This window comes from Calidifontibacillus oryziterrae (assembly GCF_000331575.1).
GTDB lineage: Bacteria > Bacillota > Bacilli > Bacillales > Bacillaceae_J > Calidifontibacillus_A > Calidifontibacillus_A oryziterrae.
The window spans coordinates 1,534,570-1,552,776 of the sequence record NZ_KB223527.1 but is presented as its reverse complement, the minus strand read 5'-3'; the positions used below and the strand labels follow the sequence as shown (position 1 = coordinate 1,552,776).

Here is an 18,207-nt window from a genome sequence, read left to right as displayed (position 1 = left end):
TTATACTCCTGGTTGTAACCACTTAAATTAATGTTGATTTTCAAATACCATAATATTACTAAAATCTGCAAACACTATATCACTTTTCTCCAAAGCTCCTAATTCTCGAAATTGCTCGTTACTCATCTCTACTTCATAAAGCTCATCAGTATCCAAGCGAATTAATTCAATTCTAATAATTGCTCCTATTTTTTGAAGACGGCTCACTTGGGATGGAACCCAGGAATCTTTTAATAATGACTTATTTAACTTTATTTCATGTGGACGTATATATTCAGTAACCTGATTATTTGAATCACCTTTTCCGAATTCTAATGAATTATTTTTGAAGGTATTTGTTCTTCCGAGGAAGCTATAAACGAAAGAATTTTTTGGGTATTGATAGACTTCTTCTGGAGTCCCAGTTTGTTCTATTTTACCATTGTTCATCACGACAATTGTATCAGCCATTTCAAGAGCCTCCTCTTGATCGTGGGTTACAAAAACGGTAGTTATATTAAATTTTTGGTGAATATCCCTTAACCAATGCCTTAATTCTTGGCGTACTTTTGCATCGAGGGCACCAAATGGCTCGTCAAGAAGGAGTATATCTGGTTCAACAGCAAGTGCCCTTGCAAGAGCAATTCTTTGTTGTTGCCCACCAGAAAGTTGAGAAGGATATCGATCAGCAAGATGTTCTAGTTGTACAAGCTTTAATAGGTCAAAAACCCTTTCTTTCATTTCATTTTTTGTAGGTCGCAAATTTCGGGACTTAACTTTTATGCCGAATGATACATTTTCAAAAACAGTCATGTGTTTAAATAGTGCATAATGTTGAAAAACAAACCCAACTTTACGTTCCTTCACAGTTTTATTTGTATAATCAATGTTATTAAAAAGGATTTTACCTGAATCTACATTTTCTAGTCCTGCAATTAATCGTAGAAGGGTTGTTTTTCCTGAACCAGAAGGCCCCAATAGGGCAACAAAATCGCCTGCTTGAATATTTAAATTTATATCTTTAACTGCTGGATATTTTCCAAATAACTTAGTTACATCTTTAATTGATACACCCATGTTAATCCCCCAATACCTATTTGCTCGAATATGAATAAATTTATATTCTCCTTGATTTCCATTCCGCAATGGTCTTTATTAATAATGTTATAAGTGCCAAAAATACGAGTAGGGAAGCAACTGAAAATGCTGCAGCAAAATTATACTCGTTATATAAAATTTCTACATGGAGAGGAATCGTATTAGTTAACCCTCTTATATGCCCTGAAACTACAGAAACAGCACCAAATTCACCCATTGCTCTAGCATTACAAAGAATAATTCCGTAAAGTAGTCCCCATTTAATGTTTGGTAAAGTAATATGATAAAACATTTGCCAACTGTTTGCTCCTAACGAGAGCGCTGCCTGTTCTTCTTCTATCCCTTGTTCTTGCATTAGGGGAAGCAATTCTCTTACAACGAATGGAAAAGTTACAAAGATTGTTGCTAAAATAATTCCAGGAGTGGAAAATATAATTTGAATTTCCCTAGATTCTAAAAATGATCCAAATACGCCTTGGGAACCGAATAATAAAATAAAAACAAGACCAGAAATAACTGGTGAAACAGCAAAAGGAATGTCAATAAGAGTGACTAGTATGTTTTTACCCTTAAAATCAAATTTTGCTATTGACCATGCTGCTAGAATACCAAAAACTGTATTTAGCGTTACAACTATTAATGATGTTAATAAAGTTAACTTAATTGCTGCTACTGCATCCGGCTCTACTAATGATGAAAAATAGACTCGGTAACCTTCTCTAAAAGCTTCCGCGAAAATTGCAAGTAAAGGTACTAAAATAAGTAATCCTAAAAAACTAAGAGCTATTCCGATCAATCCTACTTTTGTTAATTGCTCATGATGAAAATGTAAATATTCCTTATTTATACTTTTGTTATTTTCTTTATTGATCATATTTATCAATAACCTTTCAAAGTGCCTTTTGTTTTTTAATAGTGTTTGACTGCCAAACATTGATTAAAAAGAATATTGCAAACGAAAACAAAAGCATTACTGTAGCAATAGCTATTGCTTCTGTATAGTTAAATTGCTCTAGTTTCGTAATAATTAGGAGTGGAACTATCTCTGTTTTCATTGGCATATTACCGGATATAAAAACGACTGAGCCGTATTCCCCGAGACCCCTAGCAAAAGCAAGGGCAAAACCGGTTAGAATAGCAGGGAAGATGGTGGGCAATATAATTTTCAAAAAAATTTGAGTTGAATTGGCGCCAAGTGAAGCCGCAGCCTCCTCGTACTGAAAATCAATATCTTGTAATACAGGCTGGACAGAACGAACAACGAAAGGAAGTCCGATAAATGTTAATGCAATCATAATGCCAATGGGCGTATACGCAATTTTCACACCCACTTGATCAAAAAAATGCCCAATCCAGCCATTCGGAGAATAGATATTTGTTAGAGCAATACCAGCTACTGCGGTTGGTAGCGCAAATGGCAGGTCAACCATCGCATCAACATACTTTTTTCCGGTAAACTCATATCTCACTAAGACCCAAGCAATTAATGTACCAAATAGAACATTTACAAGAGCAGCAATAAAAGAAGTGTAGAAACTTAATTTATAGGAAGCTACAACTCTTGGGTCAGTAACTGTAGTCAAAAAGTCTTCCAAACTCATTGCTGAAGCTTTTAAAAATAAGAGTGAAATTGGAATTAATACAATTAGAGTTAAATAAACAACTGTATAGCCAAGGGATAGACCAAAACCAGGTAAAATATGGCGCTGAATTTTTTTATGAATCATAGGGTGTTCTCCTTATTCCGTTTTTACAAAAAGACTGTAAAACTTTAAATATTTCTTGAATAAACTACGGTTTGTAAATTTTATCAAAAAGCCCACCGTCATCAAAATGAATCTTTTGTGCATTTTCCCAACCACCGAAAAGTTCATCAATCGTAAATAAGTTGATATCTGGAAACTGATTTGCATATTTGTCAGCGACTTCTTTTAATTGTGGTCGATAGTAATTTCTCGCGGCAATTTCTTGCCCTTCTTTAGTGTATAAATAATTAATATATGCATTTGCAACTTCTTCGGTGCCATGTTTTTTCACAATTTCATCCACTATGGTGACAGGTGGCTCTGCCAATATACTTATAGAAGGAATAATAATTTCAAAATTATCCTTACCAATCTTATTTAATGCAAGAAAAGCTTCGTTTTCCCAAGTAATTAATACATCTCCTATGCCTCTTTCGACAAAGGTAGTTGTTGCTCCACGGGCTCCGGAATCAAGCACAGGTACATTCTGAAATAGGCTAGTGACAAATTTCTCAGCCTTTTGTTCATCATTACCATATTTCTTTAAAGCATAACCCCAAGCTGCTAAATAGTTCCATCTTGCTCCACCAGAAGTTTTAGGGTTCGGAGTTATGACTGATATATCCTCTTTAACCAGATCATTCCAATCCCGAATATCTTTCGGATTTCCTTTTCGAACGAGAAAAACTATTGTAGATGTATATGGCGAACTATTGTATTCTAGCCTTTTTTGCCAGTTTTCTGATAGTTTTCCTGCTTTAGCAATGGCGCTAATATCATAGGCAAGTGCCAACGTCACGATATCAGCTTCAAGACCATCTATAACAGAGCGTGACTGTTTTCCTGAACCACCATGTGATTGCTTAATTGTTACGTTCTGACCTGTTTTTGCTTCCCAATATTCTGAAAAACTTTTGTTAAACTCCTCGTAAAATTCCCTTGTTGGGTCATATGAAACGTTCAATATCTCGACTGCGTTTTTTGAAGGATTATTTTTTTTATCTACCTTCGTACTTTGATTAGCACATCCCGCAATTCCAATAAGAAAGGTCAGTATTATTAAGGCAGTTAGAGTTTTTTTTAGCATTTATTAATCTCTCCCATTTTGAATTTGCAACTAAAATATAAAAAGCCCCTATAGACATCTGTACATATGAGTACAATGGAATCTAAAGGGGCCTTCGGGTGTCCGATCGGCATTGTATTGATTTGTGGTTATTCAAATTAATTAGCATGTTTTTTCGAGTCCTGAGTCTTTTGTAATTGAAAACGATGTTTCTCAATTTTTTCGATTTGTGTAATTTGATAGTCATGAACTGTGATTTGGATAGTTCCAAATTTTAGACTTTCCAAGTCGCTGATTATTTTTTCAATAATCTCATTATCAATTTGAGTTTTTGATAACAACTAAATCATCCCCTACATTTAATTTGATGTTATTTTGTAGTAAATCCTCAAGTGTTGTTCGTTCTAGAATATAAGCGATTGTATCTCGTATTAAAGACCATAAAGGTTTTAATTGACACCCTTCTTCCAATACACATGGCTCATACTTTGTTACTGAAGCGCATCCCATTGGTGATAATGGACCTTCCAGACTTCGAATTACCTCTCCTATAATAATTTCATTTGTGTTTTTTTGTAATAAGTAGCCTCCCATCAATCCTCTTTTGCTTTCGACATAGCCAAGTTTTTTTAGTTGAAGTAATATTTGTTCGAGATATTGTGTCGTAACAAGAGTCTTTTCAGATATTTCCTGGATAGGAATTACTTTCCCTTGTTGCTGCCCTAATACTAGTAGTGCACGTAAGGCGTATTCACCTTTACTAGATACTTTCATTTTTGCACCTCGCTTAAATGTCGAGTGATCTGGTCGACATTTAGTTATAATTAAATAGTATATATTTAAAGGATATTTGATAGACAACACATTATTAAGCTGATCAAGTCAAAATAGTAATTAAAGTATAAGCTTGTAAAGAATAAGCATGTAAAGAATAAGCTTGAACACGTCAATTGGAGCAGTGTAATTGTTGAGTAATTCAGTCGACATTTGCATAAAAAAAGATAAATCACTAAAATTAATCATGGCACTTACTGATTTTTATTATAGTATTATGTCTGAAAATTTCAATAGTTATTTGATGTTTTTTGTGTGTCAAAAGTATTTGATAATAATGCTGAAAGTGACTTATTGCTCAAAAAATTTACAGTTTTCCTATGGCTATATCAAACGGACACACGTTCCGCTATTTGCGTTTCTAAGAGCTGTTTTTGTATATTTTTCATTAAATAGCGGACCTGGTGTCCGGTAAAATAGCTGTAGCATAGGGTTTTGAACAAATAACGGATCTGGAGTCCGTTTGTTTGCGCCGAATCCGATCCTAGATTTGCTCTCAAAATGGGAAGGGCGAGGTGCCCTGTTGGTCACGTAAAAGAATTAAAAAGATCCTATTCAATGGGTATTTGAAAATTATCGGACAGGAGATCCGTTATCTAGCGAAAAAGGCTTGTATTTTGAATTTAACAGACACACGTTCCGCTATTTGCGTTTCTAAGAGCTGTTTATGTATATTTTTCATCAAATAACGGACCTGGTGTCCGGCAAAATAGCTGTAGCATAGGGTTTTGAACAAATAACGGATCTGGAGTCCGTTTGTTTGCGCCGAATCCGATCCTAGATTTGGCCAAATTCGACTAGAAATAAGTCAATGCAAAGAAATTTTTCCTGATACAATGTTACAAGCACAAATATAGTTAGAATGTGCTATAGGCCGAACGGCGGTAAAGAAAGAAAAACAATTTAATTGTTGTAAAATTCATCGTACATTGATTATTTCATATGAAACTAGTATAAAATAATAGTATCTAATAAATGAATTGTGTGGTGATAATGATTGAGAAAAGAAGGAATGTATGGTCTTGGCAAAGTAGTTTTCTATAAGATTATCAATGTTTTAGAGCGATATGCAGAAATAATCGAATGTGTAACCTTATTTGGTTCGAGAGCAAGAGGAGATTATAAAATGACCTCAGACATTGATCTTGCGATCAAATTTAGAAAAGGCAATGACCAATTGTATAAAATAATTGATGATCTTTCTCAATTAAATATTATCTCCACATTTGACGCTATTGATTATGAAAAAATTCTAATAACAAGCTAAAGAATTATGTTAATACAGAAGGAAAGATAATTTTTCAGACTAATTCGGATGGAAATGTGATTGTCAGTATGAATAAAATACTGGATAAGCTAGCTGATTTGGAAAGAGCTGTAGAAAAACTCCATCGAAGTATAGACAGAGATCCTATTAAGGATGATCTTGTAATAGATGCAACGATTCAACGGTTTGAATTCACATACGAGCTCTCATGGAAACTGTTGAAAAGTCACTTGGAATTTAATGGTCATTTAGGAGTAAATAGTCCGAGGACAGTGATAAAAGAAGCATTTAAAGTGGGCTTAATAACTGAGGGAGAGAAATGGCTGAAAATGTTAGAAGACAGAAACAGAACATTTCACACTTACGACGAAGAAACTGCATTAGAAATATATAAAAATATCAAAAATGAATATGTAACAATATTTGATTCTTTAGTAAACAAATTGAAAGAGCTTGTTAGGTAAATAGAGAAAACCTTCTAATCTAAGGAAGCGGGATGCAATTATTTAAAATATACAAAGAGCTTGCTAAACTTCTATATCGTTTATAGAGGTGCCTGTCACTTGTTGAAAATGTAAAATTACAGAAAATATAGGAAAGTGGTACACTTGTAGAGTGTGTGTACCACTTTCCTTTTTAGCATTCAACGACGGCTAAAGATTGATCTAAAATTTTAATCAAAAGAACATATTGACCTGCCGTGATTTTCATTTGTAAATTTTGAAGGGTAGAAATTTTTTATTTAGCACAACATTTGTTTTCTTTTACACCAATTGCTTTTAAAATGAGAGCCATTGGACAAAAACCGGTAAGGGAAGAGAGGATTAACATAAAACCGACAAACCCAGTGAAAAAGATCCAATGACTATGAACAAAGATACTTAGAAATACGCTACCCAAAACAAATATGCCGGCAATCAAATGAATAATTGATCCTTTTGATGGACAGATTTCCATTATAAAACACCCCCTTTTGCTGGACAAATCCCCATTCTATTAAATACCCTATAAGGTATTAATATTCGCGATGATAGTAAAAATTCCTTTTTTTAACATACATTTATATTCATTAACGAGCATTCACATATGAGTAAGTTTGTGTCCTTCCCTTCGAATGTTATCATGTGGACTTTTTTACAAAAACAAAAATTGATAAAAACTTGAAATTCCAAAAGGGGAGTTAGTTATTTTGTCGTTCAATATGTATGGGAACATGTTAAAGACTGTCCTTATTAAATTTGGTGGACGAGTATAAAATTATATTTTTCAAGGAAAACGATATTTTGTTGCTTTTAATCGATCTTGAAAAAGTATTTGTCAGTATTGCAAAAGATGGTTTTTGGGGAACGGTTAAAGAAAACCTTTTATCAAAAGAATGAAAACGCTATAATAGAGGTATTGTATATAATAGGGAAGTTTTCTAATCAAATGAAAAATTGTCAAATGTGGTAATTTAATGAAAAATTATAGGGTAGATTACCTGAAAAACGTTGCTTGATTTTGAAAAATACCCTACACTAAAATAGGTTATACTATATTTAACAGTTTAATTTGTCGTTTTGAGAATTGAGAATTTCTACATCTTGAATTAGGTCCATGGATGTTGGTCTGTTTTGAAGGGAGACATTTTTTGTATGCAAACGATTGGAAGAAATGAGCCTTGTCTTTGTGGCAGCGGCAAAAAATATAAGAAATGCTGCGGAGTGAAAGAAAGTGATGCTCTCAAGCAAGCGGTTTTGGAACGGGAAACTGTAGATGTGCAGTCAGAGATCCTTCGCTTTGCTTTTTCATATTCTGCCTTTTCTCAAGCCGTTCAGAAGAATTTTGCTAAGTACAAGCTCGAAACAGATATGAGAAATACTTTTTACTTCTTTGTCGGAATTTGGGCGTTATTTACGAAGACAATTGCGAATGGGAAAACAGCAGTTGAGTTATTTGTAAATGGAAAAGGACCAAAGGGCTCAGGTGGGTCGAACTTGCGGCCAGGACTTCAGGCTATTATTCAGTCTTGGATTGGACAAGCGCCAGCTGCAGTAAAAGTGGTTGAGGTCGATGATAGAAATCTAGTGGTTGCTGATATTTTTACAAAGCAAACGAAGAAGGTTAAGATTATCGATAAATTAACGGAAATTCCTGCAAAAGGTGCACTTTTATCAGGATACATAGTGCCTTTTGTTGATGATATTTCAATCTTTTTCACTTCTGCTCTGTCATTTGAAGGGAAGGTTGCGGATAAGATTGAACAAGTTGTTTTACAAAAATATGAAGAGTACTTAGGCAAGAAAGGGAATACTCGGACTGGCGGCAAGGCTGAGAAAACACCGGAATCCTTCTTGCAGGAAAGCTTTTTAGATTTGCTTGAATTGTTCATGTCTGATGAGGAGCCAGATGATGTAATCAATGGCAATGGTTCTAAGGCAGTTGTGGATGGTGCGAAGCCTGCCAATAAAGGTGGAGGTAAAGCTTCGAAAACTAGTGCGAGTGCTGGGGAAAAAGGTACAGGAGCAAAAGCCGCTGGGGCTGGTCGTACAAGCAAAGTAGCCGATGAGAAAGCCGCTGGGGCTGGTCGTACAAGCAAAGTAGCCGATGAGAAAGTTGCTGGGGCAGAACGTAGCAGTAAAGTCGATGCAAAAGGATCTGGCGCAGGTCGTACCAGTAAAGTCGATGCAAAAGCGAGCCGCGCAAGCAAAGTAGTTGATGCGAAAGCTGAAAAAAGCACGAAAGGTACAAAAGCAAAAGCTAATCCGAAAGTAGCTGTAGCTGTTGATGCCGAAAAAGAACAAACTTCTAAAAGTAAACGTGTTGTAAAGAAGAAAAATACTTCTACTAACGCGATCGATAAAATCGAGTGGAATAATGAGCAAGAAAAAACAGTTGCAAGCTTACTTGGTGAACAACTGGAACGTGTAGATGTAGGAAAATATATCGTTGAGGCGGGCTACATGCTATGGAGAAGCTACTGTGATAAGAAACAGCCTGCCATTAAAAATGAAAAAATCTATGCAGCAGCCCTTCATTATTTAGTACTTGATAAAGTTCCTTCAGAGGAAAAGCTTACACAAAAGGAAGCAGCGGAGCTTTATGATGCTTCACCGGCAAGTGTGAGCAGTCGCTCAAGAGAAATGGCGAGCGTACTTGAGAACGAGCTGCAAGATTTAGTATTGGAAAAGGTGTAAGTAAACATATAAAACGGAAAGGCGGCCACTTGATCGGGGCCGCTTTTTTGATGTCTTAAGAAAGTCAAAAGTCTAAGTTTGAAGGTCGGAGGTCATAAGTCTAAGTTTGAAGGTCGGAGGTCATAAGTCTAAGTTTGAAAGTTAAAAGTTGAAAGTCCGAGGTCGAAGGTCGAAAGTCGAACGTAAAAAGTCGGAGGTCATAAGTCTAAGTTTGAAAGTCAAAAGTCCGAGTTTGAAAATCAAAAGTCCGAGTTTGAAAATCAAAAGTCCGAGTTTGAAAGTCAAAAGTCGTACCCTTCTAATAAGTGCTTTTTTAAAGAGCTAAGAAACTAGAAGAATGAAAGCGGAAATTCCCGATATTTAATAAGCCTTACGACAAAAAAAGTCAAAGGATTCGACAGGTCACCCCGCGAAACTTATTCAGTATGAAATAATGCTTAATTAAGGGGTGTATTTATTGTTATGAGATCAGAAAGACGTGAAAAGTGGAAGGTCCATTGGAAGAAGTATAAGCACTTATATAAAGGGAATCGGATGGAACGAAGAAATAAATGGCGTGATAAATGGGATGTTCAATCCAATACAAATGATACACAAACACAAAACAAACAGGATCAGGTTCAGGCCTAATCCTGTTTTATTTATTAGTACGCCGCTGTTAAGGCAAATATTGCCAGGTGCCAGGGCGGTGTCCATAGAGGTGTCCATAGAGGTTCCTGACCCCTCCATTAATTTACAATTACTCCTGTGGTGGGTAGGCCCGCCAAGTGGTAAGATCGATTTCACTTCTGTCTTTTGTGAAGAGTGAGGTTGGGAATACGAAATTCCACGGTTTACTTGTGTTTGGCTTTATTTGTAAGTCCTCGAGCACAAAGCCGCCTTGGGCAACGATTTCGCCGCTTGCATCCTCGACGACTAATGGTAGTTGTTCCAGTTTAATATTTTGATCTGTGCCGTTTTGAATCAAAACAGATACCTGTAGTTTTCCGTCTTCACGGAATTTTGATTGTAGACCGACAAATTGGACTTCACCAGGCTTTGGTGGCGTCATCGAGGCTACCATGTTGCGTAGCTTTTCCTTGTCTTCGTCGGCAAGCGATTTTTCCCAGCTTTCAGCTAGGTCAAGGGTATGGTTGCGATTTTCGCTTTGTAGATCGAACGCCAGCCCCCAAGTTTCTGTCTCGATTTTCTCAATTGGTTTGTATAAATCTTGTTGCTGGAATACGAATTGCCATGGGCGGCTACTATTAGCAGGAAGGTGTCCAATTTCTGTGAAATCAAACTCTTTACGGCCGTAAATCTCATTTTCTCCAATGAGTATAAGCGTTACAGTCCCAATTTCTATCGCTTGGTTAATGCTACTTCGTACAAATGCCGTACAAATGACTTCTTTTTTTGTTTTTTCAATTTCAATTCCGCTTAATGAGACTTCATCGCGTTTAAGAGGGCTAAGCTCGTTGTTAAGGAAACGGAATACATATTCCTGTTCCTGTGGAATGTTCCATTCGGGATGAATGGATAGCTCCGTATAGACCTCTTCGTTCTCATCTCCTTCGCCACTGCCTTCAACGTTTACTAAATCTTTTGCAGAAATGGAATTGTCGCTGCCAGTATTTTTATAGTCTTCAGTGTCTTTTTTTCGTTTGAAAAAAGATAGCATATGTTATACCCTCCTGTATTTATTTTTTACTATGTAGTGTAAATTTTTAATATGTAGGCTTATTTTGCCATTAGGTGCTTCGTGTATGAGCAAAAAGTTCTTGCAAGCACAAGTCACTGCTTACTTGTTCATTTTAAAAATAAAAGAGGTTGACTGCAAGTCCTATTGCTAATAATCAACCTCTAATTAAGATATACCTTTTATGGCCACGAGTCATTCATAGGCTTTAGGACCCTTATTTCAAGCTTCTTAAAATCAGGTTAATCCTGATAAAATTTGCTCTATTCAGCCTCAGTGCTACTATTTTCCTCACTATGATTTTCTTGCTTTAGTTCCTTTATTTTTTTAAATAAAGGTGCGGCGAGCCGAGCGAGCTGCAGGCTAGCATCACGGTCAATTAGCGCATACGTGTTATGGAAAACCTCGAGTCCTTCATTTTGGTATAAACGAAGCGGATCCTCTTGCTGGTAGTGGCGCATACCAATTCCTTCTTTGATTCGTGTCATCGTTTCAAGGTGATTGACCCAATGCTTATCAATGACCATGACGAGGACGCGTTTTAAAACTTGCTGAATGTTGCTGTTATCTCTTGCTTCCTCAAGGTTTTCTAAATATTGCTCGACTGCCTCAGCAACTGCGCGGTGTACATCCTCGGCTTCCTCCACTTCAGCAGGCATTTGCACCTTTGGTTCCGCGATCAATTGATTCAACTCACTAGCGAGCCGATCTAATTCCCATTCTTCAGGTAAAATATCCTCGGTACAGTACTTATCAACTAAGTAGTGAGAATACCTTGGAATCATTTCAAGCACAATCGATAACATATCATCTTTTTCTAAAACTTGATCTCGCAGGTTGTAAATGACTTTTCGCTGATCATTGACAATATCGTCGAGTTTTAGGTTGTATTCGCGAATCGCATAGTTACTACCTTCGCAAATGCGTTGAGTCCGTTCAACAAATTCGTATATATTTTTATTTAAAATAAGCCCATCTTCATCCGTTTGCAATTTTGGTGTTAATTTTTCCAATTCATCATGGGCAAAGCGACGGAACAAATCATCTTCAATTGAAATAAAGAATTGGGTTGACCCAGGGTCTCCTTGGCGTCCTGAACGCCCGCGAAGCTGATTATCAATGCGTCGAGCTTCGTGTTTTTCCGTACCAAGAACATGCAATCCACCAACTTCAGCAACGCCTTCGCCAAGCATAATATCTGTACCGCGACCGGCCATATTTGTAGCAATTGTAATTTGCCCTTTTTGTCCGGCAAGTGAGATAAGGCGAACCTCTTGTTCCACACTTTTTGCATTCAATATTTCATATGGCAGCCGTTCTTTATCGAGGTATTCTGCGACTTTTTCCGATTGAATAATCGATGTTGTGCCGACAAGAATAGGCTGTCCTTTTGAATGGCGTTCTTTAATTTCCTGAGCCATTGCTACGTATTTTTCATCCTTTGTTTTGTATACACGGTCTTGCATATCGTCGCGGATCACTGGCTTGTTCGTTGGAATTTGGATAACTTCCATGCCGTACGTAATATTGAATTCTTTTTCTTCTGTTTTTGCTGTTCCTGTCATTCCTGAAAGGATCGGATACATCCGGAAATAGTTCTGAATCGTAATGGAGGCTTGGGATTTATTTTCTTCAGTAATTTCTAAGCCTTCTTTTGCCTCAATCGCTTGGTGAAGACCATCACTAAGCGTCCGGCCCTCCATTATCCGGCCGGTAAACATATCAACGAGCATGACTTTTCCATCCTGAACGATGTAGTCCACATCACGCTGGAACATGACATGAGCTCGCAATGCTTGAATTGCGTAATGATACAATGTTTGGTGCTGTAAATCATAAAGGTTATCAACGCCAAATGCTCGTTCAACCTGGGTAATGCCTTCGTCCGTTAAGTTTGTCGCTTTCGTTTCCGGGTCAAACGTATAATCCACATCACGCTTGAAACGTTTAGCGAGGCGAGCGCATATATTATGAAGATTTGCCGCTGCTTCCATTTTACCTGCGATTATGAGTGGCGTTTTCGCTTCGTCAATTAAAACGCTATCGATTTCGTCAACAATCGCATAATGATAAGGGCGCTGTACACGTTGGTTTAGCTCTTGAACCATATTGTCACGGAGAAAATCGAAGCCGAACTCTGTGCCAATTCCGTATGTAATATCAGCAGCGTAGGCTGCTTTCTTCTGATCAGGCTCCAGCATTGGAACGTTAAGGCCAACTGTTAGCCCAAGAAATTCATGAATTTTTCCAATTAAGTTACGGTCACGCTTTGCTAAATAATCGTTCACCGTGATGATGTGTACGCCTTTTCCTTCAAGAGCGCGGAGATAAGCAGGAAGTGAAGCAACCAATGTTTTTCCTTCACCAGTTGCCATTTCGGCAATGTTTCCTTCAGTCAACACGAGCCCGCCAATAAGCTGAACATCGAAATGGCGCATTCCAAGCACACGCTTAGAAGCCTCGCGGACAACCGCAAACGCTTCAATTTGGATGTCGAAAATCGTTTTGCCATTTTCTATTTCCTCTTTGAATTGGGCCGTTTTATTTTTCAGCTCTTCATCTGATAGCTTTTCCATTTCAGGCTCAAGTGCGTTAATTTGATCGACAATCTTTGCATATTTTTTTAGCTTCTTTTGTTGGTCATCACCGATGATTTTTTTCAGTGCATTTAGCATGCAGTTCTCTCCTTTTTTTAGTGCATTTAAATTAATTTGATTTGCGTCGAGTGGTTCGTGAGTTTTTTGTGATTCGTGATTTCAAGAATTTCGCGATTTCATAAATTTCTTAATTTCGTGATTTCGCTTTTCAGGAATTTCGCTATTTCGTGATTTGTTGTAATACGTGATTTCGTCAATTTCACTATTTCATGAATTTCGTATGTATCGTGATTCATGGGAATCGTGTATGTATTTCGCAAATTTCGTGTGTTCGTATGTTAGTTTTATTAATGTGAAAGCTTTGGTAGCTGTTGAATGAATTTCGAATTTTTCAGTTTGGATATGTATTTTCAGTTTGGATATGTATTGAGTGTTTTTGTCGAACTATTCTATATATAAATGTTCGTCAAAAAAGTACCTTATTATAAGTTGAAAAATTATAAGTTAAAAAATTCTACACTATAGTATAACAAAGAACAAAAAGAAAAACTACAAACACGATAAGGTGCCAGGGAGGTGTCCATAGAGGTGTCCATAGAGGTTCCTGACCCCGGCAAAAAATGGATAATTACCACACGGTATGTCTACGGTATGCATGTTACGATATAAATGCTTGCTAAAGTTTTGGAAGTAAAAGTGATATAATATAGATAAAATTTTGGAGGTGTCTATGATGGCGATTCGTAAGGACGATCTTCATAAATTAATTGATTTGCTAGATGAAAGACATAATAAATTTGTTTATGAGTTTTTGCAGAAACTGGCTGACAAAATGCTTGGAGTAGATCAAATGGAAATTGAATACGATGATTCCCCATTAACTGATTCTGAAAGAGAACTAGTAAGAGAAGCAGAAAAAGAAATTAAAAAGGGCGAATTTGTTAAATGGGAGGATCTTAAAGATGAATTATAAATTGATTCTATCCAAGACTGCCAAGACTGCTTAAAAATTCGTTATAAAACAAGATAAAGTTCGGAGACAACAAATTATTTAAATATTGGACAGGCTTCAAACGAATCCTTATACCTCATCAAATATAAAAAAGTTGAAGGGTTCAGAACATGATGAATATCGTTGTAGATTTGGAGATTTTCGTATCATTTATAGGATAGTAAGTAATGAACTTGTCATCCTTGTATTATATATTGGACCACGTGGCGATATTTACAAAAAGTACCGCTAATTCTTCACAAATCCTACAAATTTTAACCCGCAAATATTCAATTTAAATAAGAATGCATTTTTCTTAATTCTTCGACACTGTCTCCAAGAGAAAAAATCACAAAACAACCAACTTCGCTCATTCATTTTCCCACTCAATTCTTCTTTGACCCTTATGTAAATATAGTGTAAGCTTATGTTGGGAAAACTTGCATTTTGTTGAAACTTTTTGCTTGTTTTTTCGACAACTACTTTATAAGTGTTGCTATGAATTATCGGAATAAAAATATAATAATTGTTCAGAAAATCGTCGCCTGTTTCAGTGTGAACTAGCGATTAACCCAAAAAATTATACATGGGAGGTTTACATAATGAAATCTACCAAATTATTATCAAGCTCGATTGCTGCGGCGTTAGTAACTTCGATTGCTACTCCTGCAGTTACGCAAGCAGATTCTGTTAGTTTCAAAGATTTAAGTTCAAATTCGATTTATTACAATGATGTCCAATATCTCGTAAGTAAAGGTATTATCGGCGGCTTTGAGGATGAGACTTTTCGGCCCAATGAACCGCTTACTCGCGAGCAAGCTGCTTCAATGTTCGTACGTGCATTAGAACTAGATACGCCTGCTAATTTTACTAGTATTATAGAACGCTATTCTGACATAAAAAAAGATAGCTGGAGTGCCAGTCTGTTGGCGGCTTTTATTAATGCAGGAATTTCAGAGGATGAATCGTTAGCTTTTGGTCCTAAAAACCCGCTAACTCGTGAAGTGATGGCAACGTGGCTCGTTAACGCTTTTGATTTTTCTGAGGATGGTGACGATAAAGTTCCTTTCAAGGATGCTAATCAAATTTCAAGTAAGGACCTTCCTAATGTAAAAATTTTATATCAGAATAAAATTATCGGCGGTAAAACGGATGGTACATTTGGACCAAAAGATGCGGTCACGCGCGCTCAATTCACTGCGTTTATGAGACGGGCATTGGCAAAATTTGAAGATGGGGCAACCGAAATAGAGGAAAAAGAAGAAACGACTCAATTTGAGATAGTAGATACAGATGTTCTAAACTTAAAACAAGTGATGCTTACAACCAATCGTTCAATCTCTAACGAAGAGCAATTGACGAACCCGCAACACTATACTATTGAAGATGAAAATGGCAATGTTATTAAAATTGCAGATGTTACTTTAAATCAGAAAGAAATTGTTTTAACGCTTGAAAAAGCTCTTAACAGTCGTACGAACGCGGAGTTAGTGGTTGCTGCTGATGTAACAGGTAATGAAGAAGAATTTGATTTATATTTCAGTGATAACTCTGCGCCTGAAATCGAGAGTGTCACCGCTACTGGACAAAACTCTTATTTAATTACTTTTTCTGAGCCATTAGACTTTGGCGTTGGAAATGGCGAGAGGCTTAATGATAAAGACATACTCGATTCCTTTGAAGTCGATGGATTAAATTATATGATTGATAAAATAACAGTGTTACAGCATGGACAGGCATTACATATTGAATTAGAAGTAAATCTTCGCGAGGGCGAACATGAGCTTGAGATTATAGAAACAAAATGGTTTGAAGATTATGCAGGCCATGAGCTTGAAACATCGTCTGCAGATTTTACAATGAAAATTGAAAAAACTGCTCCAAAGCTTTTAGATGTAAAAAATGTTCAGCCAAATCAAGTAACATTAGTGTTTGATAAGTTTATCAAAATGCGATATCGAGGCTATATTTATCACACAACGAGCAGTCATTACCCTAGCAAAGCAACTGTGCAAAATGGGAATGAGCTTGTGCTAACATTTGATTCTAAGGATCTTATTACAAAGTCAACAGACCTCATTCTTGATAGTGGTGCCATCGAAGATCTGTGGGGCAATAAAAATAGTAAGCTGACGAAGTCTATCAAAATTCAGGATGATAAAACACCGCCAGCAATCGAAAATGTTCAGTTTATAGATAGCACTGTTGCTAGTAGCAGTTATATTAAGATGAAGGTTACCTTTTCGGAAGCTGTTAAAATAGATGTTGCTGAAGATATCAACCGTTATGAGCTAGAAGATCAGCAAGGGAATAAAATCCAAATTAGAAATATTACATTTGATAATAGTTCAACAGACAGCAACGTAGCTACCTTTACAATCGATAAATATTATGGTGACGTCCCAAGTCAACGTTTTACAATGAATGCAGATGAACTTGTTGATTTAATGGGAAATAAATCTCGTGAACTTTCATATAGTTTTACGGCAAGCAGCGAGAAACCGCCTGGAGATTTTACAGGGAAGATGGTTTTAAACGACCGTGAGGATGAAGTCATGATCCTAGTTGATTTCGGAAAGAAGATGGCTAATACTGGGGATTTTTCTGTCACACAATTGGAGAAATATCAATTAAGTGTTGGTAGTAAAACGATTCTTTTAGATGATTTACATGATGTGAATGGTTTAGATGTTTCAATTAGCACAAATCAAGAGACACAAAGAGTAGAAATTTTGATTGAAAAGACTGGCAAATTAGTCGATGCTTGGGATGATTTCTTTGATAATCTTGCCGATGCAATTGATGATGAGGACTTGGATGATCTCGAACTAATTGTTGGTCGAGTTGCCGATCAAAATGATAACAAGACCGTTAACATTGTAAATGAAGTCAAGCTGAGTGTACAAAGTGAATTCGATAAGGACCAAGTGACAGCTGAAGCAATAGATTTTGACACGATTGAGCTTGAATTCGATGATGAATTAAAGGATTTCGATGCAGATGACTTTGTCGTATTTGCGGATCGCGATAATGATCGACGCTTTGACTCAAGAGAAGAACTGGATGCGGAAATGTCGATGAGAACCGAAAATGGTTCATCTGTAATTACAATTAAGCTTGAGGATGATGAATTAGATAGCGATGGGCGGTATCGTGGTGATTTTGTCTATGTAACGACGAATAAAAATGTCAAAACAACAAATCGTTTCGGCCAAGAAGTTGATTTCACGAACTTACGTGTTGAAGATGGTATCGTTCCGAAAATTGAAACATATCGTGGAACAGAACAAGTATATGTTCAATCTGTTCGTAACGATTCATCAAAAGCAATTGTTAGCCTTAAGTTCACTGATGACATTGATGAATCTACGTTAACACGCCTTTCATTTATGATCGGTAATGGTAAGAAATTTGAAATTGACTCAATGTTTGTAGAAGATGGTGACAAAGTTTGCTTAGTCGTCAATCTCGGTAGCAATCGTGTCGAAGACCTAGTCGGTGAATATGTTAAACAACGTGCAGCAATCTCAGACGAAAATGACAACATCATCACCGGACTCGACCTTCGCATTAACGAAGAACGCAACAGCCGCACACTCGACTAATTACCAAATTTTCCCGGGGTCAGGAACCTCTATGGACACCTCTATGGACACCGCCCTGACCCTGTTAAAAATTGGAATCCGAATATTGCTTTTCGTGCATGCTATTATTTGTCCGAATTAACAAAAATAATAGTTTCTTGCAAAATTTTTCCTAGATTAATACTTTAATAT

At 36.7% G+C, this 18,207-nt stretch carries 16 protein-coding genes; 7 read left to right on the top strand and 9 right to left on the bottom strand.

Translation table 11 applies throughout. The features are described from left to right. Positions 1 to 27: 27 nt before the first annotated feature. From D612_RS0116050 to D612_RS0116025, 6 genes are all read right to left on the bottom strand, one after another. A complete protein-coding gene (locus tag D612_RS0116050) occupies positions 28 to 1,056 on the bottom strand; it encodes a sulfate/molybdate ABC transporter ATP-binding protein (RefSeq protein ID WP_017756517.1) in 1,029 nt (342 codons plus the stop codon). Between the two features lie 40 nt (positions 1,057 to 1,096). Next, on the bottom strand, positions 1,097 to 1,951 hold the full coding sequence (cysW, locus tag D612_RS0116045) for a sulfate ABC transporter permease subunit CysW (protein ID WP_017756516.1): 855 nt from the start codon (positions 1,949 to 1,951) through the stop codon (positions 1,097 to 1,099). Between the two features lie 16 nt (positions 1,952 to 1,967). Further along, on the bottom strand, positions 1,968 to 2,804 hold the full coding sequence (cysT, locus tag D612_RS0116040) for a sulfate ABC transporter permease subunit CysT (protein WP_017756515.1): 837 nt from the start codon (positions 2,802 to 2,804) through the stop codon (positions 1,968 to 1,970). Positions 2,805 to 2,868: 64 nt separating this feature from the next. Continuing rightward, complete coding sequence (locus tag D612_RS0116035) at positions 2,869 to 3,909, bottom strand: sulfate ABC transporter substrate-binding protein (RefSeq protein WP_017756514.1); 1,041 nt, start codon at positions 3,907 to 3,909, stop codon at positions 2,869 to 2,871. A 137-nt stretch (positions 3,910 to 4,046) separates the two neighbouring features. Next, a complete protein-coding gene (locus D612_RS0116030) occupies positions 4,047 to 4,229 on the bottom strand; it encodes a YezD family protein (RefSeq protein WP_017756513.1) in 183 nt (60 codons plus the stop codon). Beyond that, the gene (locus D612_RS0116025) at positions 4,207 to 4,662 is read right to left on the bottom strand and encodes an RrF2 family transcriptional regulator (RefSeq protein ID WP_017756512.1); all 456 of its coding nucleotides are present in this window, start codon (positions 4,660 to 4,662) and stop codon (positions 4,207 to 4,209) included. Before D612_RS0116025 ends, D612_RS0116030 begins: the two co-directional genes overlap by 23 nt. A 1,057-nt stretch (positions 4,663 to 5,719) precedes the next feature. Here D612_RS0116025 and D612_RS20080 point away from each other — a divergent pair. Continuing rightward, positions 5,720 to 5,989, top strand: a complete 270-nt coding sequence (locus D612_RS20080) for a nucleotidyltransferase domain-containing protein (RefSeq protein WP_017756511.1) — start codon at positions 5,720 to 5,722, stop codon at positions 5,987 to 5,989. A gap of 68 nt (positions 5,990 to 6,057) precedes the next feature. Beyond that, positions 6,058 to 6,453: a nucleotidyltransferase substrate binding protein gene (locus D612_RS20075; protein ID WP_017756510.1), complete on the top strand. Its 396-nt coding sequence runs from the start codon at positions 6,058 to 6,060 to the stop codon at positions 6,451 to 6,453. 274 nt (positions 6,454 to 6,727) lie between these two features. On the opposite strand, the gene D612_RS0116015 is transcribed toward D612_RS20075, so the two are convergent. Beyond that, positions 6,728 to 6,946, bottom strand: a complete 219-nt coding sequence (locus D612_RS0116015; RefSeq protein ID WP_017756509.1) for a YgaP family membrane protein — start codon at positions 6,944 to 6,946, stop codon at positions 6,728 to 6,730. Positions 6,947 to 7,623: 677 nt separating this feature from the next. Between D612_RS0116015 and D612_RS0116005 the strand changes: the two genes are divergently transcribed. Beyond that, positions 7,624 to 9,165 carry an SEC-C metal-binding domain-containing protein gene (locus D612_RS0116005; protein WP_017756507.1) on the top strand — a complete coding sequence of 514 codons (1,542 nt, stop codon included), beginning with the start codon at positions 7,624 to 7,626 and terminating at the stop codon, positions 9,163 to 9,165. A 462-nt stretch (positions 9,166 to 9,627) separates the two neighbouring features. Further along, positions 9,628 to 9,795 carry a hypothetical protein gene (locus D612_RS19785; RefSeq protein WP_017756506.1) on the top strand — a complete coding sequence of 56 codons (168 nt, stop codon included), beginning with the start codon at positions 9,628 to 9,630 and terminating at the stop codon, positions 9,793 to 9,795. A gap of 109 nt (positions 9,796 to 9,904) precedes the next feature. Here the strand turns inward: D612_RS19785 and D612_RS0115995 are convergent, their stop codons facing one another. After that, the gene (locus D612_RS0115995) at positions 9,905 to 10,825 is read right to left on the bottom strand and encodes an accessory Sec system S-layer assembly protein (protein ID WP_017756505.1); all 921 of its coding nucleotides are present in this window, start codon (positions 10,823 to 10,825) and stop codon (positions 9,905 to 9,907) included. A gap of 281 nt (positions 10,826 to 11,106) precedes the next feature. Then, positions 11,107 to 13,518 carry an accessory Sec system translocase SecA2 gene (gene secA2, locus D612_RS0115990; protein ID WP_017756504.1) on the bottom strand — a complete coding sequence of 804 codons (2,412 nt, stop codon included), beginning with the start codon at positions 13,516 to 13,518 and terminating at the stop codon, positions 11,107 to 11,109. Positions 13,519 to 14,173: 655 nt separating this feature from the next. On the opposite strand from secA2, the gene D612_RS0115985 reads away from it, so the two are divergent. The 3 genes from D612_RS0115985 to D612_RS0115980 all read left to right on the top strand — a co-directional run bounded on the left by D612_RS0115985 (position 14,174) and on the right by D612_RS0115980 (position 18,036). Next, a complete protein-coding gene (locus tag D612_RS0115985) occupies positions 14,174 to 14,413 on the top strand; it encodes a hypothetical protein (RefSeq protein ID WP_017756503.1) in 240 nt (79 codons plus the stop codon). 85 nt (positions 14,414 to 14,498) lie between these two features. Beyond that, positions 14,499 to 14,684, top strand: a complete 186-nt coding sequence (locus D612_RS20125) for a type II toxin-antitoxin system RelE family toxin (RefSeq protein WP_161603226.1) — start codon at positions 14,499 to 14,501, stop codon at positions 14,682 to 14,684. Positions 14,685 to 15,033: 349 nt separating this feature from the next. Beyond that, the gene (locus D612_RS0115980; RefSeq protein ID WP_017756502.1) at positions 15,034 to 18,036 is read left to right on the top strand and encodes an S-layer homology domain-containing protein; all 3,003 of its coding nucleotides are present in this window, start codon (positions 15,034 to 15,036) and stop codon (positions 18,034 to 18,036) included. Positions 18,037 to 18,207 lie beyond the last annotated feature (171 nt).